Annotated in this window: 24 protein-coding genes; 7 read left to right on the forward strand and 17 right to left on the reverse strand. The window is 71.2% G+C overall.

Annotation, left to right across the window (positions count from 1 at the left end; all coding sequences use genetic code 11):
- The first annotated feature begins 2 nt into the window (after positions 1-2).
- The gene (locus ACGFNK_RS40165; RefSeq protein ID WP_393424535.1) at positions 3-938 is read left to right on the forward strand and encodes a sigma-70 family RNA polymerase sigma factor; all 936 of its coding nucleotides are present in this window, start codon (positions 3-5) and stop codon (positions 936-938) included.
- Positions 939-1,229: 291 nt separating this feature from the next.
- Here ACGFNK_RS40165 and ACGFNK_RS40170 read toward each other — a convergent pair whose 3' ends face one another.
- The 6 genes from ACGFNK_RS40170 to ACGFNK_RS40195 form a co-directional block, all read right to left on the reverse strand.
- Entirely contained in the window at positions 1,230-1,808 is a 579-nt protein-coding gene (locus ACGFNK_RS40170) for a dihydrofolate reductase family protein (RefSeq protein ID WP_393424538.1), read from the reverse strand.
- A 284-nt stretch (positions 1,809-2,092) separates the two neighbouring features.
- Entirely contained in the window at positions 2,093-4,411 is a 2,319-nt protein-coding gene (locus ACGFNK_RS40175) for an SWIM zinc finger family protein (RefSeq protein WP_393424541.1), read from the reverse strand.
- The gene (locus ACGFNK_RS40180) at positions 4,411-7,260 is read right to left on the reverse strand and encodes a DEAD/DEAH box helicase (RefSeq protein WP_393424544.1); all 2,850 of its coding nucleotides are present in this window, start codon (positions 7,258-7,260) and stop codon (positions 4,411-4,413) included. The genes ACGFNK_RS40175 and ACGFNK_RS40180 overlap by 1 nt, the downstream gene beginning before the upstream one ends.
- A 153-nt stretch (positions 7,261-7,413) precedes the next feature.
- Entirely contained in the window at positions 7,414-7,995 is a 582-nt protein-coding gene (locus ACGFNK_RS40185; protein ID WP_393424547.1) for a sugar kinase, read from the reverse strand.
- Positions 7,992-9,143 carry an ROK family glucokinase gene (locus ACGFNK_RS40190; RefSeq protein ID WP_386344997.1) on the reverse strand — a complete coding sequence of 384 codons (1,152 nt, stop codon included), beginning with the start codon at positions 9,141-9,143 and terminating at the stop codon, positions 7,992-7,994. The genes ACGFNK_RS40185 and ACGFNK_RS40190 overlap by 4 nt, the downstream gene beginning before the upstream one ends.
- A 249-nt stretch (positions 9,144-9,392) precedes the next feature.
- Complete coding sequence (locus ACGFNK_RS40195; RefSeq protein WP_344387457.1) at positions 9,393-10,130, reverse strand: GntR family transcriptional regulator; 738 nt, start codon at positions 10,128-10,130, stop codon at positions 9,393-9,395.
- 127 nt (positions 10,131-10,257) lie between these two features.
- Here ACGFNK_RS40195 and ACGFNK_RS40200 point away from each other — a divergent pair, with 127 nt between their 5' ends.
- The gene (locus ACGFNK_RS40200) at positions 10,258-11,268 is read left to right on the forward strand and encodes a Gfo/Idh/MocA family oxidoreductase (RefSeq protein WP_393424551.1); all 1,011 of its coding nucleotides are present in this window, start codon (positions 10,258-10,260) and stop codon (positions 11,266-11,268) included.
- 153 nt (positions 11,269-11,421) lie between these two features.
- On the opposite strand, the gene ACGFNK_RS40205 is transcribed toward ACGFNK_RS40200, so the two are convergent.
- Both ACGFNK_RS40205 and ACGFNK_RS40210 read right to left on the reverse strand, forming a co-directional pair.
- The gene (locus ACGFNK_RS40205) at positions 11,422-12,093 is read right to left on the reverse strand and encodes a response regulator (RefSeq protein ID WP_393424554.1); all 672 of its coding nucleotides are present in this window, start codon (positions 12,091-12,093) and stop codon (positions 11,422-11,424) included.
- Between the two features lie 79 nt (positions 12,094-12,172).
- Positions 12,173-13,447, reverse strand: a complete 1,275-nt coding sequence (locus ACGFNK_RS40210; protein WP_393424735.1) for a histidine kinase — start codon at positions 13,445-13,447, stop codon at positions 12,173-12,175.
- Positions 13,448-13,690: 243 nt separating this feature from the next.
- Between ACGFNK_RS40210 and ACGFNK_RS40215 the strand changes: the two genes are divergently transcribed.
- The gene (locus ACGFNK_RS40215; protein WP_393424557.1) at positions 13,691-13,891 is read left to right on the forward strand and encodes a hypothetical protein; all 201 of its coding nucleotides are present in this window, start codon (positions 13,691-13,693) and stop codon (positions 13,889-13,891) included.
- 42 nt (positions 13,892-13,933) lie between these two features.
- Here ACGFNK_RS40215 and ACGFNK_RS40220 read toward each other — a convergent pair whose 3' ends face one another.
- From ACGFNK_RS40220 to allB, 4 genes are all read right to left on the reverse strand, one after another.
- Positions 13,934-14,326, reverse strand: coding sequence for a ribonuclease domain-containing protein (locus ACGFNK_RS40220; RefSeq protein ID WP_393424560.1), 393 nt, complete (start codon positions 14,324-14,326; stop codon positions 13,934-13,936).
- A gap of 117 nt (positions 14,327-14,443) precedes the next feature.
- On the reverse strand, positions 14,444-15,073 hold the full coding sequence (locus tag ACGFNK_RS40225) for a dihydrofolate reductase family protein (RefSeq protein ID WP_393424563.1): 630 nt from the start codon (positions 15,071-15,073) through the stop codon (positions 14,444-14,446).
- A gap of 129 nt (positions 15,074-15,202) precedes the next feature.
- Positions 15,203-16,348, reverse strand: a complete 1,146-nt coding sequence (gene alc / locus ACGFNK_RS40230; protein WP_393424566.1) for an allantoicase — start codon at positions 16,346-16,348, stop codon at positions 15,203-15,205.
- A gap of 5 nt (positions 16,349-16,353) precedes the next feature.
- On the reverse strand, positions 16,354-17,724 hold the full coding sequence (allB, locus tag ACGFNK_RS40235) for an allantoinase AllB (protein ID WP_393424569.1): 1,371 nt from the start codon (positions 17,722-17,724) through the stop codon (positions 16,354-16,356).
- 253 nt (positions 17,725-17,977) lie between these two features.
- On the opposite strand from allB, the gene ACGFNK_RS40240 reads away from it, so the two are divergent.
- The gene (locus tag ACGFNK_RS40240; protein ID WP_393424572.1) at positions 17,978-18,793 is read left to right on the forward strand and encodes an IclR family transcriptional regulator; all 816 of its coding nucleotides are present in this window, start codon (positions 17,978-17,980) and stop codon (positions 18,791-18,793) included.
- Positions 18,794-18,883: 90 nt separating this feature from the next.
- Here ACGFNK_RS40240 and ACGFNK_RS40245 read toward each other — a convergent pair whose 3' ends face one another.
- A complete protein-coding gene (locus tag ACGFNK_RS40245) occupies positions 18,884-19,168 on the reverse strand; it encodes a DUF5955 family protein (RefSeq protein ID WP_386344984.1) in 285 nt (94 codons plus the stop codon).
- 214 nt (positions 19,169-19,382) lie between these two features.
- On the opposite strand from ACGFNK_RS40245, the gene ACGFNK_RS40250 reads away from it, so the two are divergent.
- Both ACGFNK_RS40250 and aceB read left to right on the forward strand, forming a co-directional pair.
- Positions 19,383-19,982, forward strand: coding sequence for an NTP transferase domain-containing protein (locus tag ACGFNK_RS40250; RefSeq protein WP_393424575.1), 600 nt, complete (start codon positions 19,383-19,385; stop codon positions 19,980-19,982).
- Between the two features lie 165 nt (positions 19,983-20,147).
- The gene (aceB, locus tag ACGFNK_RS40255; protein ID WP_393424578.1) at positions 20,148-21,770 is read left to right on the forward strand and encodes a malate synthase A; all 1,623 of its coding nucleotides are present in this window, start codon (positions 20,148-20,150) and stop codon (positions 21,768-21,770) included.
- Positions 21,771-21,788: 18 nt separating this feature from the next.
- On the opposite strand, the gene ACGFNK_RS40260 is transcribed toward aceB, so the two are convergent.
- Genes ACGFNK_RS40260 through ACGFNK_RS40270 form a run of 3 tightly spaced genes read right to left on the reverse strand, consistent with a single transcriptional unit; the run spans position 21,789 to position 24,546 of the window.
- Complete coding sequence (locus ACGFNK_RS40260) at positions 21,789-22,067, reverse strand: SelT/SelW/SelH family protein (protein ID WP_344393872.1); 279 nt, start codon at positions 22,065-22,067, stop codon at positions 21,789-21,791.
- Positions 22,064-22,978 carry a HipA family kinase gene (locus ACGFNK_RS40265; protein ID WP_393424582.1) on the reverse strand — a complete coding sequence of 305 codons (915 nt, stop codon included), beginning with the start codon at positions 22,976-22,978 and terminating at the stop codon, positions 22,064-22,066. Before ACGFNK_RS40265 ends, ACGFNK_RS40260 begins: the two co-directional genes overlap by 4 nt.
- A 59-nt stretch (positions 22,979-23,037) precedes the next feature.
- A complete protein-coding gene (locus ACGFNK_RS40270) occupies positions 23,038-24,546 on the reverse strand; it encodes an IucA/IucC family protein (protein ID WP_393424738.1) in 1,509 nt (502 codons plus the stop codon).
- Positions 24,547-24,628: 82 nt separating this feature from the next.
- On the opposite strand from ACGFNK_RS40270, the gene ACGFNK_RS40275 reads away from it, so the two are divergent.
- On the forward strand, positions 24,629-26,140 hold the full coding sequence (locus tag ACGFNK_RS40275) for an IucA/IucC family protein (protein ID WP_393424585.1): 1,512 nt from the start codon (positions 24,629-24,631) through the stop codon (positions 26,138-26,140).
- A 34-nt stretch (positions 26,141-26,174) separates the two neighbouring features.
- Here ACGFNK_RS40275 and ACGFNK_RS40280 read toward each other — a convergent pair whose 3' ends face one another.
- A complete protein-coding gene (locus ACGFNK_RS40280) occupies positions 26,175-26,810 on the reverse strand; it encodes a winged helix-turn-helix transcriptional regulator (RefSeq protein ID WP_393424588.1) in 636 nt (211 codons plus the stop codon).
- Between the last annotated feature and the right edge of the window lie 55 nt (positions 26,811-26,865).

Consider the following 26,865-nt stretch of genomic DNA (forward strand, 5'->3'; position numbering starts at 1 on the left):
GCATGGAGAGCACCGTTGATCGCTTCGAGGCCGGCCGGGCACGGCTGGCCTCGCTCGCGTACCGTCTGCTCGGCTCGGCAGCAGACGCCGAGGACATCGTGCAGGACGCGTACCTGCGCTGGCACGCCGCCGACCGGGAGCGGATCGAGGTGCCGGAGGCGTGGCTGACCAAAGTCGTCACCAACCTGTGCCTGGACCGGCTCCGCTCGGCACCGGTGCGCCGCGAACGGGCGGCCGGCGCCTGGATGCCCGAGCCGCTTCTCGACGGCGACCCGATGCTCGGCCCGGCCGACACCTTCGAGCAGCGCGAATCGGTGTCGCTCGCCGTCCTGACCCTGATGGAGCGGCTCTCGCCGGTCGAACGGGCCGTCTACGTCCTGCGCGAGGCGTTCTCCTACCCCCACTCCGAGATCGCCGGGATCCTCGACATCTCGGAGTCCGCGAGCCAGCAGCACGTCCACCGGGCCCGGCGCCGGGTCGCAGCCGCGCGCCGCGGCGGCGGTGAGGTCGACCCGGCGTCCGCGCGCAAGGTCCTCGAGGAGTTCCTCGCCGCCGCGTCCTCTGGTCGTACCGAACGTCTGGTGGCGCTCCTCACCGACGACGCGACGGCGATCTCCGACGGCGCGGGCCTCTCCAGGACGCTGTGGCGCTACGAGACCCCCGAGCGCGTCGCCGCCGTGATGCGGACCGCATTGAAACCCACTCCCGCGAAGCGGCGCCTGGTGGGCGGCTCGCCCACGATTCACATCGGGCAGGTCAACGGCTGGCCCGCCGTGCTCCTCGTGCTCGAGGACCGGATCGTGGGCGCCGCGGCGTTCGAGATCAGCGACGGCAAGGTGGCGGCGTTGCACGGCTTCGGCGCCGCGGAACGGCTCGCCCGCCTCACCGGGATGTGGCGGCAGCACGAACCCGACGCGCCGGCCATCGGCCAGTGGTGACCGGCGTCTCCGCCGCGTCATGCGCAGTTCCAGCGGATGCGGAGGCCGATCTGTACCGAGGTCGATCTGGACCGAGGCCGATCTGCTCGGAGACCGATCTGTACGGAGGCCGATCTGCTCGGAGACCGATCTGTACGGAGGCCTTCCCGCCGTGGTCGGTTCCGGCATGGTCGATGATCCGGCCGGGCGCAGCCGGACCGGGACCGGGATCGATGTGGTCGTGCTCGCGGCTCAGGAAGCAGGCGTCATCGCCGAGCCGGCTGCTTGACGCGGTGGGGTGCATGGCCGGACTCAGACATGCAGGGTGGGCCGGTAGATGAGCTCTTGGATGTGGCCGTCGAGCGTCCGGCTCTCGATCAGCTCGAGGTCGAAGTCGGCCGCCCCCTGAAAGATCGGGTCCAGCCCGGTCTGACCGGTGACCACAGGGAAGAGCGTCACCTGGACACGGTCGACCAGACCGGCGGCCATCAGTGCCCGGTTCATCGACAGGCTGCCGTGCGAGCGCAACGGCACCTCGGACTCCTCCTTGAGCCGGGCGACGACGTCGACGGCGTCACCGCTCACGACGTTGGCGTCCGGCCAGTCGAGAGCTCCTTCCAGTGTGGTCGACACCACCGTTGCCGGCAGGCTCCTCATCCGGGTGACCCATGGATCACGCACCTCGGACCCTTCGGTGCTCGAGGCCAGCATCCGTGCGAACGCCCGATACGTGTTGGCGCCGAAGACCATCCGCTGCTCCTCGCGGTACAGGGCGAGGCGGTGGTCGAGCAGCTCGGGACCTTGCTTGCCCCAGTAGCCGGTCCAGTTGCCACTGGCGGCGCCGAAGCCGTCGAGGCTGGAAAAGACGTCGAACGTGTAGGTAGCGGCCATGATGCTCTCCTCGAGTGCGGTTGATCGTGTGTTGGAGATACAGACCGGCAGCCGCGGCGAGACTCATCGCCCTCGGACTCCTGGAATCCGGCTGCTCAGGGACGGCGAGACGTACGCGGTGATCCGCATGCACTGGGAAGCCGCGCGCCGGCAGATGGCGAGCTCAGAGGACTGACTTCCGGGGGCTTCGTGGTGTCGGCTGGTTCAGCCGGTGCGCGGGAGCTCCTCGTCTCACACAGGTTTGGGGTTGGGACTGGCCTCGTTGGTCGTCATGGGTCTTGGCGTCATGGGTCGGTCGGTGAGCCCAGGCCGGTGAGGGCGCCGACCGGGTCGAGGTCGGGGGTGCCTCGGGGCCACCAGTCGTCGTGGCCCGGTTCCGATTCGTACGCGTACCAGAGGCCGTCGTGACCGAGGCGGAGCTGTATGTGGCCGCGAGGGTGGGTGAGGTGGTTGTGCCAGGGGCGGAAGGCCGGGAAGTCGGCGGCCAGGAGGAGGGGGCGGGCGCGGTCGAAACGACCCGCCGGCGGGTCCCAGGGTTCCTCGAGGACGGCGAGCCCTTCGAGTCCGCCCTGGCGCCAGGCGGCGACCGCGCGTGCCAGGTCGGCGGCGGTGCGGCCGGCGGCGGAGGCCAGGGACGCGTACAGGGCGCGGGTCGTGGCAGTGAGGCCGGAGCCGGGGCGGGCGGCGGCGAGGCGGACGGCGTCCTGCCAGAGGGTCAGCTCCGCTGCCGGGTCACGGCCTGTCGTGAGCAGCGCGTGCGCTCGGGTGGCCGCGTCGGTTGCCAGCTGATCGAGGGCGAACGGGTCCGGGCCGCCGGGGGCCGCCGGATAGGAGGGCGGCTGCCCCGGGTGTGCGGGCGGGGGCAACGGCTCGGGCAGAGGCGGGAGTTGGCGGGGCGCCAGGGCGTCACGGGCTCGTACGCCGGGGAGTTCGGGTTCTTTGCCTTCCCGGCCTTCCTGGCCTGCGTGGGCCGAGCGGGCGGCCAGGGCGGCGTTGCGGCGCGACAGCGCGTCCAGCAGCTCGCGCTCGCCTCGGCCGCGCAGCAGGAGCAGCACGAAGGGGTCTTCGTCCAGCAGCCGTGCCGTCTGATAGCAGAGGGCGGCCGCGTGCTTGCAGGGGTGGCCGTAGTCGGGGCAGCTGCAGTGCGGTTCGAGATCTCCGGGGCCGGGCAGCAGCTCGACCCCGCACTCGGCGAGCGACTGGGGCATGTCCTTGTCGAGCAACGCCGCGATGTGCCCCGGCCGTTCGGCGGCGGCTTCCAGGAACCGCTCCCAGTCCTCGTCAGCGAGCGTACGCATCCGGATCTGCACCCGGTACGGCCGCGGCCGGCTCCCGTGCACATACGCGAGCACGAGCCCCGGCGTGACGGTCACGGCATCCACGTGTCCCTGCCCCGCGTACACCCGCCCGCGCGCAAGCCGCGCCGGGTCCAGCGCGGCCTCCTCCAACGCCCGCACCCAGGCGTTGCCCCACCAGGTCTCGGCGAACCTGTCCCAACCTGGGGGCCGCGGCGGCAGGGCGGGGAAGGTACGGCGCAGGTCGGTGCCGTGGGCTGGGGAGGCCATGGGCCGGGATGGGGGCGTGGCGTGCGGCTGGAGGGCTCCGCCGGGCACGGAGGTGGAAGGGGACGACGAAGCGTCCGCGTCGGTCTGGGGCCCCGTGGGTCGCGTACGGGCACCTCGGCCCACGGAACCGACAGCGGACGCGGGTGCCGCCCTGGGTGGGGACTGTCGCTCGGTGGGCGCAGGAGCGGCCTCCGGAGTCGTTGGCGAGGGTGTGGTGCCGCGTGATTCGTCAGGCCTCGTCGTCCGGGCCTGTCCGGCCGGCCACGGCGGCGCTTCGGAGGCGTCGCTCAACCAGTCGGCCAATTCCGGAGCCTGAGCCGCGGCGCGACGGCTGGCGGTGCTCGGCGACGGTTCGGGGGCAGGTGTCCTCCTCGCGTCAACGGGGCGACTCGGACCACCAACTCCCTTGGCCCCTGCGGCCGTGCGAGCAGTCCGGCTCCCTGCGGATCGCGCGGCGCGCAGCGCCTCGCGGGCCACGTCACCGGGACGCGGCGTACCGGACGCCCTGCCGCTGCCGGGCCGACCACCGGCGTCGGGACGGCCGACGGCCGACGGCTCGGACGTCTCCCCGGAGCGCACGGTGCCCTCGGCTCCCGCCGCTCCGGGCACCCCGTCGCCGGTCGGCGGGGACGTCGCTGCCCCGCCTTCCGCGTGAGCCGCGGCGCCCTCGCCCCGACTGGTCGCGCCTCGCAAAGCCTCACGCGCCACGTCACCCGGACGGGGTTCATGCGGTTCCGTCCGCCGCCGGTCGGCGGTCGTCCCGGCGGCTGCCTGCTCCGTTCCCCGTGCTGCCGGTCGCGTCTGAGGCGCGGCGGAATCGTCCTCCTCCGGGGCGACCCCGGCGTTCCCGGCCTCGCCACGCCGCGCGGCCCACAGGGCACGGCGGGCCACATCGGCAGGCCGGGCATCACCGGATGAGCTCGACGGGTCCGGCCGAACACCTCCGTGCGGCGGCTGCACGGACGGGCCCGGCTCGGCGGCCGTGCTGCTCTCGGCGGAGCTGTCGCGCCCTGGCGATGCGTTGGGCTCGGCTGACATCACGCCGACCTCCGCAGTGAGACCAGGTCCGACAGCTCGCGGTCGGTCAGTTCGGTGAGGGAGGCCTCGCCGGAACCCAGGATCGCGTCGGCCAGCGCCCGCTTCGAGGCGAGCATTTCGGCGATGCGGTCTTCTACCGTGCCCTCGGTGATGAGGCGGTGGACCTGGACGGGCTGGGTCTGGCCGATGCGGTAGGCGCGGTCGGTGGCCTGTTCCTCGACGGCAGGGTTCCACCAGCGGTCGAAGTGGACGACATGGCCCGCGCGCGTGAGGTTCAGGCCCGTGCCGGCCGCCTTCAGGGACAGGACCAGGACAGGCGTCGCCCCGCTCTGGAAGCGGTCCACCATGTGTTCGCGCTCGGGCACCGGCGTACCCCCGTGCAACAGCTCGACCGGTACCGCCCTGGCCGCGAGGTGGGAGGTGATCAGTCGCGCCATGCCGACGTACTGCGTGAAGACGAGCGCCGAACCGTCCTCGGCGAGCAGCGTGTCCAACAACTCGTCGAGCAGGGCGAGTTTGCCGGACCGGGCGGCGAGCCCGTCGCCGGTCTTCGGCGGGACGTCCTCCTTCAGGAACAGCGCGGGATGGTCGCAGATCTGCTTCAGCGCACCCAGCAACTTCAGTACCAAACCCCGGCGGGCGATGCCCTCCGTCGTCTCGATCGCCAGCATCGACTCGCGCACCACCGCCTCATAGAGCGCAGCCTGTTCACGGGTGAGCGGGACCGGGTGGTCCGTCTCCGTCTTGGGCGGCAGCTCGGGGACGATGCCCGGGTCCGACTTCTTGCGGCGGAGGAGGAAGGGGCGGATCAGTCGGGCGAGGCGGCCCACGGCTTCCTCGTCCTCGCCGTTCTCCACCGCGCGCGCGTGCCGGGCGCGGAAGGACTTCAGGGGGCCCAGCAGTCCGGGGGTCGTCCAGTCGAGCAGGGCCCAGAGTTCGGAGAGGTTGTTCTCCACGGGGGTCCCGCTCAGGGCGACCCGGGCCGGCGCGGGGATCGTCCGCAGGGCCTTCGCGGTCGCCGAGTACGGGTTCTTGACGTGCTGCGCCTCATCCGCGACGACCATGCCCCACCGCTGCTGGGCGAGCCGGGCCGCCCCCGACCGCATCGTCCCGTACGTGGTGAGGACGAATCCGCCGTCCAGGTCCTCCAGTGTGCGGCCCGCTCCGTGGTAGCGGCGGACGGGGACGCCGGGGGCGAACCGGTTGATCTCCCGCTGCCAGTTGCCGAGCAGCGAGGCCGGGCAGACCACGAGGGTCGGCTCGCGGCGGGCCCGCTTCAGGTGGAGGGCGATGACGGAGACGGTCTTGCCGAGCCCCATGTCGTCGGCGAGGCAGCCGCCGAGGCCGAGCGAGGTCATCAGGTCGAGCCAGGCCAGCCCGCGCAGCTGGTAGTCCCGCAGCCGCGCCGTCAGACCTGCGGGCGGCTCGGCGGGCCGCACCCCCGCCGTCAGCCGGTCACGCAGCGCGGCCAGCGCGCCGACGGGCACCGCCTCGACCGTCTCGCCGTCGACCTCCGCGCTGCCGGTCAGCGCGGCGGAGAGCGCGTCCACAGGGTCGAGCAGACCCAGCTCGCGTTTACGCGCCTTGCGGACGAGGGCCGGATCGACGAGCACCCACTGGTCCCGCAGCCGTACGACGGGCCGGTGTGCCTCGGCCAGCGCGTCCATCTCGGCCTCGCTGAGCGGATCGCCGCCGAGCGCCAACTGCCAGCGGAACTGGAGCAGTTCCTCGCTCTCGAAGAACCCGGTGCCGTCCGTCGCCGAACCGGGCGCCGGACGCACCACCGCCGCCGCGCTCAGGTCCTGGGCGAGGTCGCGAGGCCAGTGCACGGCCACACCGGCCGCGCCGAGGCGGGTCGCCGCGACGCCGAGCAGATCGGACAACTCGTCCTCGGACAGCGCGAGTACGTCCGGTACGTGCCGTTCCGACAGCCGGTCCAGCGGCGGCCAGACGCGGGCCGCGCGCCGCACGGCCAGGGCCGCGTCCACGCGCGCGCGTGGCCCGAACGTCGCGTCGGCCTCGCCGGCCCACAGTGCCGCGGCGTCGACGACGAGGGTGGGGTCGGCGAGGCTGTGCACCTGGACGACGGCCGCGCCCGCCCGCCGCGCGGCCTCGCCGTCGTCGGTGTCGCTGTCGTCGAAGAGGTCGTACGCGGACAGGTCCAGGCGTAGCGAGATCCGTACGCCCGCGTCCATGCCCGCGGCGACCTCCGCCGCCCAGTCCCGGGCGCCCGGCAGCCGCTGCGGCTCGCGCGCGGCGAAGGGTTTCCCGACGGCGTACGGCGCGGCCTCGGTGCGCGGCAGGGTGTCGGCCACTGCGTCGAGGAAGGCGCGCATCAGCGCTTCCGGGTCGGGCAGCTGGAGGGGGCTCCGGCCAGGCAGGGGGACGGCATGTCCCTCGTACGGGAGGGCCGCGGCCATCGCCCTCAAGTGGGCGATGTCGTCCGGATCCAGCGGTCCCGCGCGCCAGGCGTCGTGGCCGTCCCGCGTCAGTCCGGGCAGCAGTCGCCCACGCGCGAGGAGCCGCAGCGCGTGCAGTGCGGCGGCGCCCCAGCACGCCGTGGCGGGATGTGCCGCGGAGTCCCGCCTCGCCCGTACGAGCAAGGGCAGCGCCTCGCCGACCGTGAGGCTCAGTGCGGGCGCCGGTCCCCGCCTGATTCCCGCGCCGTGCCGCCGTACGACCGTCAGCTCGGTCCGCTCACCCTCCGGCAGTCCCCCACCGTCCGGGTCCCAGAAGGCGATCCGCCCGTCCCGCGGCAGTCCGGCAGGCAGAAAGACGGCAGCGAGCCGAACCGGCACCGCGGTCCGCGCGGCTTCGCCCACGCGCCCCTCGACTTCCCCCACACTCATGCTCCCGGCCACCTCCCTCACCCCAGTCAGACCGCCCCGACCGGTCAGAACACTCGTCGTCGGACCAGTCGGACCAGTCGGATCACTCGTTTTCGACTGTACGGGCCGGGTCTGACAATCGGGCCCGGCGGCCGAACCAGAAGGTCAGGAGGGTCAGGGCGTCGTTCTGGAGACCACGAACACCATGGGACGGCCTGGCTTCGACCAGTTCACGACCATGTCCAGCGTGGGGGTCGGGTTCGTCCGCGCGCGAGTGAGGCCCGACCAGGGGCCGGGTCCCGTGAAGTCCCAGTCGACGATGTTCCGGTGGCGGGCGCTGATGGGGAAGTCGTCCTTCTCCAGGGCGGCGCGGCTGGTTCCGATGCTCTTGAGGAACGTGTCGAGGCCGTCGTCGCTGGTGCGGAACTGGGCGTACAGCCGACTGGTCCTCCAGTTGTTCGTCTCGTAGTACGCGACCTTTTTCGAGCCCGGCGGGATCGGCACATGGTAGAGACGGCGCTGGACACGCGAGGGCCAGTCAGGGGTGAGGCCCCTCGCGGCGTACTTCTCCTCCTTGTTCCTGCCGCTGTCGCGACTCTGGTTGGCGGAGATCACCAGATAGCCGGCCGGGATACCGATCAGCAGCACGATGATCAGCAGCGTCAGCGCACGGCGGCGGATCATGTGGCCCCGGCCCTCGGGCGGGCGCGGCTCGTGGGGCGACGGCGTCTGCTGGGGCAGCGAGGTGGCCGTCACAGCGACCCCTGTGTCGTACGGCGCGACTGCACATACCGCTCGTATCGCTCATAGCGCTCCACCCGGCGCCGATTGGCACGCCGGAAGCGGCGGGCGACGAGCCGGGCGAGATCGGCGGCGCCGACCATGCCGGCCTCGGGGCCGAGCTGGGCGCGGGCGATACGGGCCTCGGGGCGGTAGCCGCGACCGGTCAGATGACGTCGGAAGGCGTCCCGCGCGGGGCCGATCAGCAGGTCGTCGGCCGCCGAGACACCGCCGCCGATCACGAAGCAGGAGGGGTCGAGCGCGGCAGCCAGGTTCGCGATGCCTACGCCGAGCCACTGGCCGATGTCCTGGAGCAGCTCGACGCACATCGCGTCGCCCTCGCGGGCCAGTTCGGTGATCATCGGGCCCGTGATCTCGGAGATGTTGCCCTTGACGTGCTCGATGATGCCGTACGCCACCGGGGAGTCGGCGGCGGCAAGTTCCCGGGCCTCGCGCACCAGCGCGTTGCCGGAGCTGTACTGCTCCCAGCAGCCGCGGTTGCCGCAGGGGCATCGGTGGCCGCCGGGTACGACCTGCATATGGCCGAACTCGCCCGCCACACCGAACTTTCCGCGCTTGACCTGGCCGTCCTCCAGTATCGCGCCGCCGATACCGGTACCCAGCGTGATCATGACCAGATGGTCCTCGCCGCGGCCCGCTCCGAAGCGCCACTCGGACCAGGCGGCGGCGTTGGCGTCATTGTCGACGAGGACGGGGACGGCGAGGCGGCCGGAGATGCGGTCCCTCAGAGGCTCGTTGCGCCATGACAGATGGGGCGCGAACAGGACGCGGTTGCGGTCGGCGTCGACCCAGCCGGCCGCACCGATGCCGACGGCGTGCACGTCGTGCCGGTCGGAGAGGTCCAGGACCAGCTCGACGATGGTGTCCTCGACGACCTTGGGGCTCTTGGACTTGTCGGGTGTCTCGGTGCGGACCTTCTCGAGGATGTTGCCGTCCGCGTCGACGACACCCGCCATCACCTTCGTACCGCCGATGTCGATGCCGACGGTGGGAACGCGGGGAGCCGTCAGATGCGATCGGCGCTCACGCGTGCCGACGGTCCGCAGGACGGTGGCCCTTGCGGAGCCGCGGTGTGCGAGGGCGAGGTCGCGGTAGGTGCTCATCGCGCCGATTCTGCCGCACGAGGGCGCCGACTTGCACAGGGAGCCCCTTCGCTTCGCTCGGTACCGCCCGGAAACTGCAGGCCGATTACCAGGTCACGGTGCGTCGTGGCTGGTCGCTCCCCCACTCTCGGCTTCTCCCCCACTCTCGACTTCGCTCGAGCGGGGGGACCCCCATGAGCGGGGGGACCCCCATCGCGGCGGAGCCGCCGATTAGGGGCGCCCGCGCACCGCCCGCGGGAAAAGGGGAACTCACGGGCGTACCAGTAGCTGGAACTCGAACGAGTAGCGCGACGCCCGGTACGTGTGGGTGCCGTATTCGACCGCCCGGCCCGTGTCGTCGAACGTCGTGCGCTGCATCGTAAGGAGGGGGGCGCCTTCGGGTTCGCCCAGGCGGTCCGCCTCCACGATGGTGGCGGCTCGGGCTCCTACCGTCTGGCGGGCGCTGTGCAGGGTGATGCCCGCGGCTCGCATCAGGCGGTACAGGCCGGTGGCCTCCAGCTGGGAGCTGTCCAGGTCGAGGAGGCCGGGCGGCAGGAAGTTGCAGAGGTACGCCATCGGCTCGCCGTGGGCCAGGCGCAGCCGTTCCACCCGGTGTACGTCGCTGCCCTCGGCGACCGCGAGGGCGGCAGCGATCTCGGCCGATGCGGGGACGACGGTGTTGACGAGGACCCGGGTGGCGGGGCGCTGGCCGGCCGCCTCCAGGTCGTCGTACAGGCTGCTGAGTTCCAGGGGGCGCTTGACCTGGCTGTGTACGACCTGGGTGCCGACGCCGCGGCGGCGTACGAGGAGGCCCTTGTCGACGAGGGACTGGATGGCCTGGCGGACCGTCGGCCGGGACAGGCCGAGCCGCGCGGCGAGCTCGATCTCGTTGCCGAGGAGGCTGCCGGGCGTGAGCGCGCCGTGCTCGATCGCCGCCTCGAGCTGTTGGGACAGCTGGAAGTACAGCGGCACCGGACTGCTCCGGTCGACGCTGAGCTGGAGCGTCACGGTCGGATCCACTTCTGGTTTGGGCACGGGGCGAGCGTAGCTCTGGTGAATGATGACGGGAAGTTGTGAAGTTCGATTGTCAGGACAAAGCTTGACAGAGGGCTGGTTCCAGCCGCAGGTTGTTTCCATGCGCATCGGACTTATCGGAACGGGTCGTATCGGCACATTCCACGCGACTGCTCTCAGTCGCCATCGTGAGGTCGGTGGCTCTCTCATCGTCACTGATGCGGACACCGCCCGGGCCCGTGCGCTCGCGGACCGCCTGGGCGCCACGGCCGCTCCCGGCGTCGAAGAGATCTTCACCTGGGGCGTGGACGCCGTCGTCATCACCACGGCCACGTCGGCACACGCCGAACTGATCGGTCGGGCAGCACGCGCGGGGCTCCCGGTGTTCTGCGAGAAGCCCATCGCCGTCGATCTGCCGGGCACGCTCGAGGCACTCGCCGAGGTCGAGGCGGCCGGAACGATCCTGCAGATGGGCTTCCAGCGCCGCTTCGACGCGGGCTACACGGCCGCACGCGAGGCGGTGCGCTCGGGCAGCCTCGGGCGGCTGCACACCGTGCGGGCGATGACGTCGGACCAGACGCCGCCCCCGGTCGCGTATATCCCGCTGTCGGGCGGCCTGTACCGGGACTGTCTTGTGCACGACTTCGACATCCTGCGCTGGGTCACCGGCCATGAGGTCACCCAGGTGTACGCGATGGGCTCGGACGCCGGGCCGGCGATGTTCCGCGAGGCGCGCGACATCGACACCGCCGCGGCCGTCCTGACCCTGGACGACGGCACGCTCGCCACGGCGACGGCGACCCGGATGAACGGTGCCGGATACGACGTACGTATGGAACTGGCCGGTGAGCTGGACCAGATCGGCGTCGGCCTGGACGACCGCACGCCGATCGGCTCCACCGAACCGACCGGGCCGCCGCCCGCGACCAAGCCGTGGACCGGTTTCCTGGAGCGCTTCGCGCCCGCGTACGAGGCGGAGCTGCACGCCTTCGTCGAGGTCGTGCGCGGGGAGCGGGCCAACCCGTGCGACGGCCGCGAGGCGCTGCACGCGCTGCGCATCGCCGAGGCCTGCGAACTCTCGCGGCACGAGCGCCGGTTGGTGTCCTTGGCGGAGATCCCAGGCCGGGACTGAACGCTCCGCTGGAGAGGCGGTTCGAAGGCTGCGGGCCGTCTGTTGTTGGGCGCCCGCGCGGCGGAGCCGCACAGGTCACAGCCCCGCGCCCCTGAAGGGGCGCGGTACCGCACGGGACTTCGGCCAGTCCGCTGTGCCGGCCGCTCCCGGCGCTCAGTGCTCGTCGCCCTCCAGGAGGCCCGCGTCGTACGTCAACAGCGCGATCTGTACTCGGTTGTTGAGGTCGAGCTTGGCGAGGATGCGGGACACGTGTGTCTTGACGGTGGCGACGCTCATGAACAGCTCGCGGGCGATCTCGGCGTTCGAGTGCCCCTGTCCGACGGCGACGGCCACCTCGCGTTCGCGGTCGTTGAGTGCGGCGATGCGGGTACGGGCCGTCGTGCGCCGGGTGTCCAGGCCACCACCGGCGGCGTGCTCCATCAACTGGCGGGTGACCGTGGGGGAAAGCACGGGGTCGCCGGCCGCGACACGGCGTACGGCCTCGAGGATGTCCGCCGGTGGAGTGTCCTTGAGGACGAATCCGGCGGCACCCGCTCGCAGGGCCCTCAGGACCTGCTCGTCGGCGTGAAAGGTCGTCAGCACGACGACTTGCGGCGCATCCTCACGCCCCCTGAGCCGTTCCGTGGCGGCGAGTCCGTCCACGGTCGGCATCCGGATGTCCATGAGCACCACATCGGGGCGGGTCCGCTCGACGAGTTCCTCCACCTCGCTCCCGTCGGCGGCCTCCCCCACGATTTCCAGATCATCGGCACCGCCCATCATGAAGGCCAGCCCGGCGCGAACCAGCGGGTCATCGTCGACGAGGAGCAGACGGATCGGAGTCATGGACCTCACGTAATCATGAAGTGGGGGCGCCTATGGGGGTGTTGGGCCGGGGTGCGTTCAGCGGGCAAAATGCGTTCACCTAGCCGCCCGACGCCCAGGGCAACCAGGCCGACACCTCGAAACCCCCGTCCCCCACCGGCCCATGCGAAAGCCGGCCCCCCGCCAGCATCGCCCGCTCCGTCAACCCGATCAACCCCTGCCCGGACCCGGGCACCAGCGGCACCTCCCCCGGCGGAGCCGGATTGCGTACGGACACGGTGAGTCCCGAACCCGCCGCCCCCGAAACGGACACCGTCACCTCCGCCCCGGGCGCATGCTTGCGCGCATTGGTCAGCCCCTCCTGGGCGATCCGGTACGCGGTACGCCCCACGGAGGCGGGCACAGCGGCGGCATCGTCAACGCGGTTGTCGAGGCTCACCTTCATCCCGGCTTCACGCGACTCGGAGACCAGCGCCTCCAGCGCCCCGAGCGTCGGCTGAGGCCGCCCGGGCTCCCCCGACTCCGCACCGCCGGGCCCGGCCCGCAACACCCCGATGATCTCCCGCAGGTCCTGCAACGCCTCGTGCGCACTCTCCCGGATGACCCCGGCAGCCCGAGCCACCTCCTCCCGAGGCGCGTCGGGCCGGAACTCCAACGCCCCCGCATGCACGCTCAGCAACGTCAGCCGATGGGCCAGTACGTCGTGCATCTCGCGAGCGATCCCCTCCCGGGCCAGCCGCTGCGCCTGCTCGGCACGGAGCGCGGCCTCCGTCTCGGCCCGCCGCGCGCGATCCCGCAGGCTCAGCAGGAGCTGGCGGCGGGAGCGGACGAACATGCCCCAGCCGACGATCGCGGCGGTGAGCACCCACCCGAGGAGCACCGACGCGACGTAGTCGAGATCGGGCTCGGGCCGCACATAGTAGAAGAGCGGAAGCAGCGCGGCGTTGACACCGCCGACCCAGGCGACGTACTTGAAGGGCCGGTGCACGGCCAGCGTGAACAGCGCGACCAGGCCCACCCCGCCCGCCGTGGTCGAGACGAAGCTGACGGGAACCATGGCCGCGGCGAGGCCGGCCGGCCAGCGGCGGCGCAGCCAGACCGCGGCACAGGCAAACGCACCGACCCACTGGTCGGCGACTTCCAGCGCGTACGGGAGGTCAGGGGCCTGGGACAGGGTGTCAGCACCGAGCAGGCCGACAATCACGGCCAGCAGGAAGGCGGCGAAGTCCACGACCCAGTCCCGCACGGTACGCCGTGGCCGTCCCGTCCGCCCGACACGCGCCACCCGGTCGGGGTCGATCTCGACGGCGACCGCCGAGGGCAGCCAGCGCCGCCCGGGCAGTGGTAACGGGGCGGCCCCCGGCTCCGGTGTCAGCCCCGCCGCTCCTGTCCCTACCGCTCCCGGTCCCGCCCCCGACGCGCGCTCGTTACCGCTCACGGTCGGCAAATCTACGCATCAACGGCCACCCGCATCGCCCCTCTGTGCACGATCGCCGACCAAAGTCGCACCACCGAAGACTTTCGACGCGCCCCCTCCGCCCGGACTCCAGACTTCCGTCGGACATACCTCGCCCCGCGGCCGATGAACGTGGGGGGTCCGCGGGGCGAGGATCCTGCCATGAAGCAGGTTCTGGAGTTTCTCGGCGCGATCGCCTTCCTGCAGGGCGCGGTCGGCCTGATCCACGAGTTCACCGACTGGGACATCGGCCTCATACAACGGCTCGACTTCCTCGACGGCTACGAGATCTACGCGAGCATCGCGCAACTGGTGCTGTCGATCGCACTGTTCGCAGTCGCCGAGAGCCTGAAATCCGGGTGACCGGCAGCGGTGACCAGCAGCCGCACGGGGGGCGGCTGCTGGTCAGCAGCTGTAGTTGACCAGCCGGAACGACTCGTAGTGGTCCGCCGTGTAGTAGTCCTCCTGCTGCTCCTCACCCGTGACGATGCGGCGTGCACCGCGGTCGTCGGAGCCGGGCGTGATCACCGTGTACTCGTGGTAGTAGCCGGTGTTCTGGTCAGGAAGGATGCCTTCGCGGTTCTGGAAGACGGTGCCGTCCTGGGGGAAGGGGAAGGGGCCGCCCGACTCGATCAGGTCGAGCGTGTCGTGCGCCTGGGACGGCAGTGCGCTGTAACAGACGTTGCCGACGGCGGCCGGCGCCGCGTTCGCGGGGACCGTGGCGGCGCCGCCGATGAGCAGGGCGGATGTGAGGGCGACCAGAGCGCCGATGCGAGTGCTGCGTGGGGGGAATCTCATGGCTCCTAGCATGACGCGCGTAGACGCTGGCATGTCAATGTCAACGGCGACAATTTCGCCCGGCAAGTCGCATGATTTTTCCGGGAGTTAACCTGCCGCGCCGCCGGCACATCGGCCCTACGCAGTCTCCGTCGGCAGCTCGTACGAGCCGTACTCCGGACGCCCTGCCAGCTCATACGTGTGGATGGCGACACCCGTGCTCGTGATGCGCGCCTCGGTGTGAGTGAACGCGGTCGGTACGGCGCCTTCGGCGAAGAGACGGCGGCCCGTGCCGAGCACGACCGGGAAGGTCAGCAGATGCACGGTGTCGACGAGGTCGAGTGCGAGCAGGGACTGGGCGAGGTCGCCGCTGCCGTGGACCTGGAGCTCCCCGTCGGTGTTCTCCTTGATCGCGGTGACCTCCTTGGCGAGGTCTCCGCGGACGACCGTGGTACCGGCCCAGCCGGCCTGCGTCAGGGTCGACGAGGCGACGTACTTGGGCAGGGAGTTGAGCTTGCCCGCGACCGGGTCGGCCGGGTCGGTGACCCTGGGCCAGTGCGCGGCGAAGATCTCGTACGTACGTCGCCCGAGCAGGAACGCGCCCGCCCGGGCGAAGACCTCGTCGATGAACCGTCCGAAGTCCTCATCGCCGTACGGAACGCTCCAGCCGCCGTGCTCGAACCCGTCGCGTGTGTCCTCGTTGGGACCGCCTGGCGCCTGCATGACGCCGTCGAGGGTGACGAAGCTGGTGAGACTGAGCTTGCCCATGATGACTGCCTTCCTTGGAGGGAGGTGTTGTCTCTGTCATCAGCTCAGACCGCTCCTGCGCCCGCAACTCATCGGTCCGTGGACTCGTGTGCGCGGCGTCGGGCTGACAGGGGGTTCATCGCCCCCGCCTCAGCCCCCCACTTCCCGAAGCCGCCCCCGCAACCCCGCAACCCCCTCCTCCGTCAGCGCCCCGAACAGCCGCAGCCGCGAGATCCCCCCATCCGGGAAGATGTCCACGCGCGCGTGCGTACCCACGACCGGTACGGACAGGACGAAGCGATGGTTCGTATCCGGCTGGAGGCGGGTCCGGGGCAGGACCTCGACCCAGTCGCCGCTGCCACCGCTGGCGCTCTCGGTGTCCCTCACCGACACCGAAGCCCACCCGGCCGAATTGCCCTTCAGATACGCCGTATCGATCTCGATCGCCCGGATCTCGGACCGAGCGACAAGCCGGTAGCGAATCCAGTCGTGGCCGGTGTCACGACGCCGACGCGTCTCCCAGCTGTCGTCCATCTTCCGGGAACGGCCGGGCTGGATGGTGTTGGTGGCGGGCGAGTAGAAGAGGTTGGACGCGTCCTCGGCCTGGCCGCCGTTCTCCAGGGCCACGACGTCGAAGGTGCCGAGCACGGACAGCCACTCGGGGTCCGGCACGACCTCGCCGTACACGCGGAGTCGGGCGATGCCGCCGTCGGGATGCTGGTTGACGCGCAGATGCGTGAACCGCTGCTCCAGGGCGACGTCGAAGCCATTGGCCGCGTGGCCGCCAACGGCCGTACGGGGCACGAGAGTCGTCCACTTCACGTCGTCCGACAGCAACTCCTCCGGCGACGGAGACCCCGGCACCGACACGCCCTCGACCGACACCGCCTGCGGATAGTTGCCGCGGAAGTGCGCGGTGTCGACGACGATGCCGCGTACGACACCGGGGGCGCCGAGGCGTACGAGCGCCCAGTCGTGGTCCTCGGCCGTGGGCCAGGGATGCTCTGCGGAGGCGCCCCGGCGGCGCCGTGTCTCCCAGCCGTCCATGATCTTGCCCTTGTGCCCGAAGCGCTCGGGGTCGAACTCGGCACGCTCGGGCACGAGCAGATTCTCGCGCTGCGCGAAGAACTCGTCGTTGGCGGCGATGACACCGGCACCGAGCCGGCGGTCGGCGAGGTTGGCGTACCGCGTGAAGGGGAAGTCGGCGGTGCGGTAGTCCGCGTACGGGTCGCCGCCCCCGTACGGGCTCGCGTCGCCGGTGAAACGAGCCAAAGGGGATTGCTGCTGCGCCGTCACGGTGATCAGTTGTTCCTCTCGAGAAGTCGGCCGGCGGGTTCACCGAACTCGCCGTCGGCCACGATGCGTTCGCCGCGCAGCCAGGTGGACTTGACGACGCCGTGCAGGGTCCGGCCCGCGTACGCCGTGACCCGGTTGCGGTGGTGCAGCGCGGCGGGGTCGACGGTGAAGGTCTCGTCGGGCGCGAGGACCGCGAAGTCGGCGTCGCGGCCGGCCTCGATGGCGCCCTTCTGGGAGAGTCCGGCCAGCTCGGCGGGGCGCGCGGACATCCAGCGGACGACGTCCTCGAGGGACCGGCCCCGTCTGCGCGCTTCCGTCCAGATCGCCGAAAGGCCCAGCTGGAGCGAGGAGATGCCGCCCCAGGCGGTGGCGAAGTCGGCGGTCTTGAGGTCGGCGGTGGAGGGCGAGTGGTCGGACACGATGCAGTCGATCGTGCCGTCGATCAGGCCCTGCCACAGCGCGTCCTGGTTGGCCGCCTCACGGATCGGCGGGCAGCACTTGAACTCGCTCGCCCCGTCCGGGACTTCCTCGGCCGTGAGCGTGAGGTAGTGCGGACAGGACTCGACAGTCAGCCGTACGCCCTCCTGCTTGGCGGCGGCGATGAGAGGAAGCGCGTCGCTGGACGAGAGGTGCAGCACGTGCACGCGCGCGTGAAGGCGCTCTGCCTGCGCGATGAGCTGGGCGATGGCGGTGTTCTCGGCGTCGCGCGGCCTGGAGGCGAGGAAGTCGGCGTAGGTGCCGCCGCTCCTCTGAGGGGCGGCGGCAAGCTGGTGCGGGTCCTCGGCGTGCACGATCAGCAGGCCGCCGAACCCGGCGATCTCGGCCAGCGAACGGGCGAGTTGCTCCTGGTCCAGCTCGGGGAACTCGTCCACTCCGGAGGGCGACAGGAACGCCTTGAAGCCGAAGACTCCGGCGTCGTGCAGCGGTCGCAGGTCCTTGACGTTGTCGGGCAGGGCCCCGCCCCAGAAGCCGACGTCGATGTGTGCCTTGGACCGGGCGACGTCCTTCTTGGTACGAAGATGGTCGACCGTCGTGGTCGGCGGAAGGGAGTTGAGGGGCATGTCGATCAGCGTCGTGATGCCACCGGCCGCCGCGGCGCGCGTGGCGGTCCAGAAGCCCTCCCACTCCGTGCGGCCCGGGTCGTTGACGTGCACGTGGGTGTCGACGAGGCCGGGCAGCAGGACGTGGTCGCCGAAGTCCTCCAGCCGCGCTCCGGGGGGCACCTCGGCGTCGTACGGCAGTACGTCCGTGATCCTGCCCGCGGCGACCGCGACCGAGGCGGCGCGCGACCCTTCGGGAGTGATGACACGCGTCGAGCGCAGGATGAGTTCGCCCTGACGCACGCCCCGCCCTTCGCTCCATCGGTCGTCTGACACCCGGACCCCTCTCTGCCGCTCTGTTCCGCTCTGCCGTTTCCTTCCGCCTCTTCCACACTGCGGAATTCAACGTTATGTTGAAGGAGTCTTCACCGCAGGCTTCACCTCGTCAAGAGCACACCATTCGCCTGGATCCTTCCGTAAAGTGGAATTAACCTTCCATGAAGCAGAACGTAGTTATCCACAGCCGGTCAGTCAACACACTGACCGGCCGATAGGCTGCCTCTCCTGCCGGACCTGAAAGGAACGCCCCGTGCCGACGTCCAGCGCCAGCGACGCCCCCGCGGATGCCTCCGCATCGAAGAACTCCGGATCCAGCGGTGGCGTCCAGTCCCTCGAGCGCGCCTTCGATCTGCTGGAGAGAATGGCGGACGCGGGCGGCGAGGTTGGCCTCAGCGAGCTCTCCGTGAGCAGCGGGCTTCCACTGCCGACGATCCACCGGCTGATGCGCACGCTGGTTGCCTGCGGTTACGTACGACAGCAGGCCAACCGCCGGTACGCGCTCGGCCCCCGCTTGATCCGCCTCGGCGAGTCCGCGTCCCGACTGCTCGGCACCTGGGCCCGGCCCTATCTGGCGCGCCTGGTCGAGGAGACCGGCGAGACGGCGAACATGGCGCTGCTCGACGGCGACGAGATCGTGTACGTCGCGCAGGTCCCGTCCAAGCACTCGATGCGGATGTTCACCGAGGTCGGCCGCCGGGTGCTGCCGCACTCCACCGGCGTCGGCAAGGCCCTGCTCGCCCACCTCCCGGCGAACGAGGTGCGCGCACTGCTGTCCCGTACGGGCATGCCGGCCGCCACGGAGAAGACGATCACCTCGCCCGACGCATTCCTCACCGCGCTGGAGGAGGTACGCCGCTCCGGGTACGCGGTGGACGACAACGAGCAGGAGATCGGCGTCCGCTGCCTGGCAGTCTCCGTGCCCGACTCCCCCACCGCGGCGGCAATTTCGATCTCCGGCCCGGCCGGCCGCGTCACAGAGGAGATGACGGAGAAGACGGTGCCCGTGCTGCAACAGATCGCGGTGGAACTCTCGGAGGCACTGGCAAGTTCGGGGCCGGGCGCCTGATCGGGGCGCCCCCGCAGGGGCGCGAGGCAGTGACATGGTGCGGCTCCGCCCACAACGGACCCGCAGCTTCGAACCGTTCCAGCCCAGCGCTCAGCGGCCCGGCTCCCCGAAGAGCTCCACCGCACTGCGCACATCCTGCAGCCCCGGCGCCAGCGCGCTCACCGAGCCGATGGAGCCGGCGATCAGCAGCAGCGAGCGGCGCAGCCGCGGTACCTCCGGGATGCCGCTGACCGTCATCGCGGCGAGCGCGGCAAGCTCGTCCTCCGCGATTCCACGGTCCGGGAGCTCGGCAGGATGCGCGGCGAGTTCGCGGCGCAGCCTGGACACCGCGGTCCTGAGCTCCGCCACCCTCGGATCCTCGTCGCTGCCGGTCACTGGCCTCTGTCCCAAGCTCCGCAACACAGCTCTCCCCCCTCGCACTCCTTTGTGCGCCGGATGTACTGCTTCTGTCGAACACCCCGTGGCGTCGGTCAGGCACCGGGGACCGCGGGCCAGTAAACGCCACCCGCAGCGGTGGGCGCCACCACAAGGGCCGAAATTCAGTCGTTGGACACCATGAACTCGCCGTGGTGTCAGGTATGCAGGAGGCATGACAGCGAAACGGGACCAGGTGGCGGGCCTCCTGCTCGCGGCGGGCGGAGGCCGCCGGCTCGGCGGGCGGCCCAAGGCGCTGCTCGAACACCGGGGGCGCCCCCTCGTCGAGTACGCGGCGGGGGTGCTGCGCGCGGGCGGCTGCGCCCAGGTGCATGTGGTCCTGGGGGCGCGGGCGGGCCTTGTCCGTTCCAGGGCCGTACTGCCCGACTGCGTCCTGATCGACAACGCCCGGTGGGAGGAGGGCATGGGCTCCTCCCTGCGGGCCGGGCTCCACTCGCTGGCCGGAACGGGGGTGCGGGCAGCCCTCGTATCACTGGTCGACCAGCCCGGCATCGGGCCGGAGGCGGTGGCCCGCGTGCTCGCCGCGTACGCCTCCGAGACATCGCTCGCGGCAGCCGCGTACGACGGTGTACGCGGCCATCCCGTGCTGTTCGGCGCCGACCACTGGCCCGGCATCAGCGCGACTGCGGTCGGGGATCGCGGGGCACGCGCCTACCTGAAGGCGAACGAGGACGCGATCACGCTTGTCGAGTGCGGTGATGTGGCGCAGGCGTATGACATCGACACGGAAGGCGACTTGATCCACCTCGAGTGAGGCGCGCGTCACCGAGCGCCCGCCCTTGTTGTCCCGGCGCTTGGCTCGACTCAGAGCATCTCGACATCAACAAAACATTGAACTTCCACCATGAGGAAATTAGTATCCACTGGCACCCAGTGCCGCCGTGTACTGAAGTCAGCTCGCTGAAGGAAGTGACAGCTCATGTCCGCACCAGCGCCGTCCTCGCTGGCCATCGTCGACGCCGAGCCCCTGCCCCGGCAGGGTGAGGTCCTCACGGACGCGGCGCTCGCCTTCTTGGCCGAGCTGCACCGGCGGTTCACGCCCCGGCGTGACGAGCTCCTCACCCGTCGCGCCGAGCGCCGTGCCGGGATCGCCCGTACGTCCACGCTCGACTTCCTCCCCGAGACCGCCGCCATCCGGGCCGACGACTCCTGGAAGGTGGGCCCGGCACCGGAGGCCCTGAACGACCGCCGCGTCGAGATCACCGGCCCCACCGACCGCAAGATGACCATCAACGCCCTCAACTCGGGCGCCAAGGTCTGGCTCGCGGACTTCGAGGACGCCTCTGCGCCCACCTGGGAGAACGTGGTCCTCGGCCAGCTCAACCTGACCGACGCGTACGAGCGCCGTATCGACTTCACGTCCCCCGAGGGCAAGTCGTACGCCCTGAAGCCGGCCGAGGAGCTGGCTACGGTCGTGATGCGCCCGCGCGGCTGGCACCTGAACGAGCGCCATCTGGTGGACGATTCGGGCACCCCCGTCCCGGGCGCGCTCGTCGACTTCGGTCTGTACTTCTTCCACAACGCGCAGCGCCTGCTCGACCTCGGCAAGGGCCCGTACTTCTACCTCCCCAAGACGGAGTCGTACCTGGAGGCCCGCCTCTGGAACGACGTGTTCGTCTTCGCGCAGGACTACGTCGGCATCCCGCAGGGCACCATCCGCGCCACCGTCCTCATCGAGACGATCACGGCGGCGTACGAGATGGAGGAGATCCTGTACGAACTCCGCGACCACGCCTCGGGGCTGAACGCGGGCCGCTGGGACTACCTCTTCTCCATCGTCAAGAACTTCCGTGACGGCGGGCCGAAGTTCGTGCTGCCGGACCGCAACGCGGTGACGATGACCGCTCCGTTCATGCGCGCGTACACCGAACTCCTCGTGCGCACCTGCCACAAGCGCGGGGCGCACGCGATCGGCGGCATGGCGGCGTTCATCCCCTCGCGGCGCGACGAGGAGGTCAACAAGGTCGCCTTCGAGAAGGTCAAGGCCGACAAGGACCGTGAGGCGAGGGACGGCTTCGACGGCTCCTGGGTGGCGCACCCGGACCTGGTGCCGATCGCGATGGCGTCCTTCGACGCGGTGCTCGGCGAGAAGCCCAACCAGAAGGACCGGCTGCGCGAGGACGTCGACGTCAAGGCCGCCGATCTGATCGCCATCGATTCGCTGGACGCGAAGCCGACGTACGCGGGCCTGGTCAACGCCGTCCAGGTCGGCATCCGCTACATCGAGGCCTGGCTGCGCGGCCTCGGCGCGGTCGCGATCTTCAACCTGATGGAGGACGCGGCCACCGCCGAGATCTCCCGCTCCCAGATCTGGCAGTGGATCAACGCGGGCGTGGAGTTCGAGAACGGCGAGAAGGCCACGCCCGAGCTTGCCCGCAAGGTTGCCGCCGAGGAACTGGCCGCCATCCGCGCCGAGTTGGGCGACGAGGCCTTCGCGGTCGGCAACTGGCAGCAGGCCCACGACCTGCTCCTGAAGGTGTCGCTGGACGAGGAGTACGTGGACTTCCTGACGCTGCCCGCGTACGAGCAGCTCACCGGCTGAGCCAGCCGGCAGGCCGAGTCAGTCCGCCGGTTTCTCCGAGTGGCCCAGGGTCCTGCCCGGGGCCACTCGGTCGCGTACGAGGCGCTTGACGGCCGTCGGCTCCGGGAAGCCCTGCTCGCGCCGGTCCCAGACCACCTCGTCGTCGACGCGTACGACGAACACCCCGCCCGTGCCCGGCTTCAGGGACAGCTCCGTCAGCTCGGTCTCGAACGTGGTCAACAGCTCCTGCGCCAGCCATGCGGCGCGGGGCAGCCAGCGGCACTGGGTGCAGTACTCGATCTGAACGCGGTGGGTCATCCGAGGTGTACCGACCAATCCTGTTCCGCCGCCGGTTTGCCGTGCAGGTCGGGGACCCGCTGGAGCCACTTCGGACGGCCTCGCTGACTCTTCGCCGCGCGGAGGGCCTCCTCGGCGGCGAGTTCCTCCCGGGTGGGGAAATCCGTGGGCAGCCACGCCGCCGATGCGCGCACGCGCGCGTGGAGGTAGCCGGTGTAAGCCTCGCGCAGTTCGTCGGGCGTGGCGAAGCCCGGCTCGTCCGCGAGCCAGGCGTCCGGCACTTCGGCCGTGATCTCGCGGAGCAGCCGTTCGGTCACGCGGGGCGCCAGCTCGGCGTCGGCTGCCCGTACGTCCGGGGCGTAGTGGCCGAGCGCGTGGTGCCGGAAGTCATACGCCTTCTCCGGTTCCGTCGCGTCCCAGCGGTGGTGGAAGACGAGGGCGGCGCCGTGGTCGATCAGCCACAGGTGCGGGGGCGCGATGCCGAACGTGGGCCAGACCATCAGGTTGGAGCTGTGGACCGTACGGTCCACGTTGACGGTCAGTGCGTCGAGCCAGACGATCCGGCCCGCCTCCAGCGGGTCCACGCGGAACGTCTCGGCGATCTCGGGCGTGAAGTCCCTCGCGCCCGGCAGGAAGTCCATGCCGAGGTTGATGCCGGCGCTGGCGCTGTGCAGGTCCCGCACCTCCTGATGCGGCTCCGCGTCGGCGATCGACGGGTCGAAATGCACCAGGACCAACTCGGGGAACCGCAACCCCAGCGCACGGGCCAGCTCACCCACGATCACCTCGGCGACCAGCGCCTTCCTGCCCTGCGCGGAGCCGGTGAACTTCACGACGTACGTCCCCAGGTCGTCGGCCTCGACGACTCCGGGCACGGAGCCGCCGGACCTCAGCGGGGTCACGTATCGGTCGGCAGTCACTTCGCGCAGCACACCGGCCACTGTAAATCAGCGGGTCACCGTACCCACTGGCATTTCCGGCGCCACCATCTCTACCGCAAGGGGTTGGCCAGTGGCAGATACCGGGCATCCGCCCCGTCCGCCCCCGTCCACCGCAACAGCAGGTTCGTCTTGCCGGGCAGTGTGGGAGCCCTGATCAGCTCCCCCACCTCCGGCACCTCCGCCTCGTAGCGCCTCAGCTCCCGCCGTGCGGCAGGCCAGAGCTCCACCCCCGGATACCGCTCCTCCAACGCCCCGGCGATCTCAAGGAGGTTGTTGACGACGAGGCAGTACACCAACCGCTCCCACCCGGCGGCGCGCGTGACGTCGGGCAGCAGTTTCACGCCCTCGGCGTCCCGGAAGAGTGCCTGCACCGGCAGACCGGCGCCATCCACGGCGACCACCGTGTTCTGCAGATGCGCTTCCAGTACGACACCGTGACGGGCGAACAACTCCAGTGCGGGCGGAACGACTTGACGCACGTACGCCGTCCACCAGTCGGCCGGGGCGGAGAGAGAGTCCAGCGGACTGCCGTCGAAGGCTTCCGTGAGGGCCGCCGCCAGCAGGGGGTTCACGCCGGGGAGGACGTGGTCCCGCAGGCCGTCGCGTACGAGGACGGCGAGTTCCTCGAAGGCGAAGCTCGCGGTGCGGTAGCCGCGGTCGCTCAGCCAGGCCGCGGGGCCGTCCACGGCCGCGAACGCCGAGGTGACCGCCGCGTCCGTGCGGTGGAGCTTGAGGAGGTCATGACGCCAGAGGCGGCGGATGTCATTGGTGATGCGGACGTCGAGGCTGAACTTCAGGAAGAGGTCGGCGGCAGGGTCGTACACCGTCCGAATGGCCGCCGTGGGCCAGACCGGGGACGGCGCGCGGCCGAGTCGTACGAGGCGGCCGTCGGCGAAGGCCTCGCGGATCTCCGGTCGGCTGCCGACGAGGTCGAGCTGCCAGGGGTGGGCGGGCAGGAGCCGGTAGCCGGGAGGGGCCTGGCCCAGCGCGTCGATCGCCCGCAGGTCGCCCTCCTCGACGACCGCGTCCTCGCGCACCCCGAGCAGGACGAGCGGGAAGCGGGCGTACGCCTCGGGGGCGTAAGGGAGCCAGCCGGCGACCGGGCCGCCGCCGCGGGCCTTGGGCGCGGGATGGTAGGGGTGCCCGGTGATCAGGGACTGTTCGGAGCGCTGATACGGGTCCTCGGGCGGGGTGGCCCCGTCGCGTGCGACGAGGAGCGCCGCCACCGCGTCCCGGCTGTCGATCATCTCGGTGGGCAGCTCGGAGTTGGCCAGGCCGGTGTGCCGGCGCAGCTCATCGGCGGTGAGTTTGACCAGCTCGGCGTGGGTGAGGCGGTGCCAGGCCCCGGCGGCGTACACCTCGGGCTCGGCGGGCCGGCGTCCGCCGCGTACCCGCAGCAGCCGTCTCCCGCCCGGCAGCCGGTACACGGGCCGCTCACCGGACCCCGGTGCCGGCTCGGCCACCTCCCGCAGCAGACAATTGAGCAGCGGCGCTGCCGCGTACGCGTCGGCGGCCTCTGCGACGTCGTCCCTGGAGGGCATGGGCTCCACGCGATCCATTCGTTCCATACGGGTAGTGACGATCAGTATGTCTGCCGTAGTACCCGGTCCCGACGCCCTCCCATCACCGAGGAGCCACGCCGTGCACCATCCCCCCACCCCGGCCGAGGCCGAGTCCGCCCTCGCCGCCGAGCTGCGCACCGCCGGCCCCCACCTGCTGCCGGGGTACGCCGCCGAGCTCCCGGGCGCCCGGGCCGCCGTGCTGACCCGGCTGTGGCGTGGTCTCGCCCATGAGCCGCTGCCGTGGATCACGCGCCGGGAGCAGGGGCGCGAGGGCCTGACACTCCATCTGGCCGACGGCCGCCGGCTGCACGGACCGCACTCGGATGCGTACGGAACTGCCGCCTGCGTTACGGAGGTTGGGCTGGACGGTGCCGCGTACGACCACCCGGCCGCGCTCATGACCGCGCTCTCCTTCCCGCACGGTGACGCCTTCGCCGCCGAACTCGACCACAGCGTCGCCTCGTTGGCCCTGTCCCGCGCCGACCAGCCGCCCCTTGACGTCCCTTCCGCGACCTGGGAGTGGGAGCAGCGGATCGTCGACGGGCATCCCTTCCACCCCAGCTGCCGTTCCCGACCGGGCTTTTCGGTGTCCGAGCAGTTGGCGTACGCACCCGAGCACCGGCCGGTGGTCGAGCTGGGCCTGGTCGCCGCGCCGGAGGAGGCCTGTCTGGTGGCGGGCGAGTGGCCGTACCGGGAGGCCGGACGGGTACTGATCCCGGTGCATCCGTGGCAGGCCCGGCATGTGCTGAAGGACGAGACGCTGGTGGGCGGGGCTGGTGTCACCGCGCACCCCCTCATGTCGCTGCGCACCCTTGCCGACGCCGAGCCCGGCGGGCCGCACATCAAGACCGCGCTGAGCGCCCGGCTGACGTCGGCGGTGCGGGACATCTCGCTGTACTCGATCGCCACGGCCGCGACGGTGTCGGCATTCCTGGACTCCGTCGCCGCCCGCCTGGACGGCCTCCTTCACATCACGCGCACCCTGGGGGCGGTCACCGCCCACACACCTGACCTCGCGGCCGCGGTGCGCGAGGCGCCGGAGACGTACGCGGCGGATGGCGAGCGGGTGGTGCCCGTCGCCGCGCTCACCATGACCGGTCTGCCCCAATCCCCCTCCTGGATGGCCGAGTTCACGCGGCTGGCGCTGACGGTGTGTCTGCGACTGCTGGAGCTGGGCGTGGCGCTGGAGGCCCACGGCCAGAACCTCCTCGTGGTGCTCTCCCCCTCGGGCGCCCCGACCCGCCTGGTCTACCGCGACCTTGCCGACATCCGCATCAGCCCGGCCCGCCTCGCCCGCCACGGCATCCCGGCCCCGGACCTGTCCGGCCGGCTGATCACGGACGACGAGACGACCCTGCGCCGCAAGCTGTTCGGCTCGCTCGTCACGGGCACGCTGGGGGCGACGGCGGGTTCGAGCGCGGTGCTCGGCGAGGCCCTCTCCACGGCCGTACGAGACCTGCCGCGCACGCCTGACCTGGCGGCCGTTCTGGACGGACCGCTGCCCACGAAGGCGCTGACGCTGATGAGGCTGTCTCCGGAGCGGCCCGGGGACATCTGGGCGGGGGTGCCGAATCCGTTGGGGGCAGCGTGAACCGCCGCGGGCTGGGAGGGGCGGTGTCGTGTCGTCAGATGTCCCGTAGCTCCTTGGCCAGCGGCCCGTCACCCATCACTTCGACACGCCCGGCCCGTATCGCCTCCTGCAGCGTCAGACCGCCACCGGCGAGTGCCGTGCACGTCCCCGAGTCGAGGGCGAGCCGGGCATCGGGGTCCTCGGGCGCCGGCCCCTCCGCGTACACGGGTCCGCCGCCCTCGGCGCCGATACGAACGTAGAACTCCCCTTCCTCCAGCCGTATTTGTACGACCCCGTCGCCAAGTCCCGCCAGGCAGCGCAGCAACGGCAGGGCGAACCAGTGGGCGCGCACCGCGTCGGTGGGCCGCCGTTCCTCCAGCAGGGGCGCACCCCACTCGCCCAGTGCCTGAAGGACGGGGAGCAACTGGCGTCCGCGGTCGGTGAGTTCGTACACGAAGGCCGCTCCCGGCGGAGGCAGCCGGCGTCGGCTCGACAGCCCGTCCCGTTCCATGTCCCTGAGCCGGGAGGCGAGGACGTCCGTGCTCACGCCGGGCAGATCCGCGTGCAGGTCGGTGTAGCGGCGCGGACCGGCGAGGAGCTCGCGGACGATCAGGAGGGTCCAGCGGTCACCGACGGCGTCGAGGGCCCGGGCTGCGGAACAGTACTGGTCGTAGCTTCGGCGAGGTGACATGCGACGCAGTCTAGACATGTTGTTGGACTTTCCAAGCCGCTACTTGGTAAAACCA

The sequence above is a fragment of the Streptomyces sp. NPDC048825 genome (genome assembly GCF_043198355.1).
GTDB lineage: Bacteria > Actinomycetota > Actinomycetes > Streptomycetales > Streptomycetaceae > Streptomyces > Streptomyces xiangluensis.

Bases quoted from the DNA above. Each gene is read 5' to 3' on its own strand.
- ACGFNK_RS40165 (WP_393424535.1), top strand. From the start codon at position 3: ATGGAGAGCACCGTTGATCGCTTCGAGGCCGGCCGGGCACGGCTGGCC.
- ACGFNK_RS40170 (WP_393424538.1), bottom strand. From the start codon at position 1,808: ATGGCCGCTACCTACACGTTCGACGTCTTTTCCAGCCTCGACGGCTTC.
- ACGFNK_RS40175 (WP_393424541.1), bottom strand. From the start codon at position 4,411: ATGTCAGCCGAGCCCAACGCATCGCCAGGGCGCGACAGCTCCGCCGAG.
- ACGFNK_RS40180 (WP_393424544.1), bottom strand. From the start codon at position 7,260: ATGAGTGTGGGGGAAGTCGAGGGGCGCGTGGGCGAAGCCGCGCGGACC.
- ACGFNK_RS40190 (WP_386344997.1), bottom strand. From the start codon at position 9,143: ATGAGCACCTACCGCGACCTCGCCCTCGCACACCGCGGCTCCGCAAGG.
- ACGFNK_RS40200 (WP_393424551.1), top strand. From the start codon at position 10,258: ATGCGCATCGGACTTATCGGAACGGGTCGTATCGGCACATTCCACGCG.
- ACGFNK_RS40205 (WP_393424554.1), bottom strand. From the start codon at position 12,093: ATGACTCCGATCCGTCTGCTCCTCGTCGACGATGACCCGCTGGTTCGC.
- ACGFNK_RS40215 (WP_393424557.1), top strand. From the start codon at position 13,691: ATGAAGCAGGTTCTGGAGTTTCTCGGCGCGATCGCCTTCCTGCAGGGC.
- ACGFNK_RS40220 (WP_393424560.1), bottom strand. From the start codon at position 14,326: ATGAGATTCCCCCCACGCAGCACTCGCATCGGCGCTCTGGTCGCCCTC.
- ACGFNK_RS40225 (WP_393424563.1), bottom strand. From the start codon at position 15,073: ATGGGCAAGCTCAGTCTCACCAGCTTCGTCACCCTCGACGGCGTCATG.
- ACGFNK_RS40250 (WP_393424575.1), top strand. From the start codon at position 19,383: ATGACAGCGAAACGGGACCAGGTGGCGGGCCTCCTGCTCGCGGCGGGC.
- aceB (WP_393424578.1), top strand. From the start codon at position 20,148: ATGTCCGCACCAGCGCCGTCCTCGCTGGCCATCGTCGACGCCGAGCCC.
- ACGFNK_RS40260 (WP_344393872.1), bottom strand. From the start codon at position 22,067: ATGACCCACCGCGTTCAGATCGAGTACTGCACCCAGTGCCGCTGGCTG.
- ACGFNK_RS40270 (WP_393424738.1), bottom strand. From the start codon at position 24,546: ATGGATCGCGTGGAGCCCATGCCCTCCAGGGACGACGTCGCAGAGGCC.
- ACGFNK_RS40280 (WP_393424588.1), bottom strand. From the start codon at position 26,810: ATGTCACCTCGCCGAAGCTACGACCAGTACTGTTCCGCAGCCCGGGCC.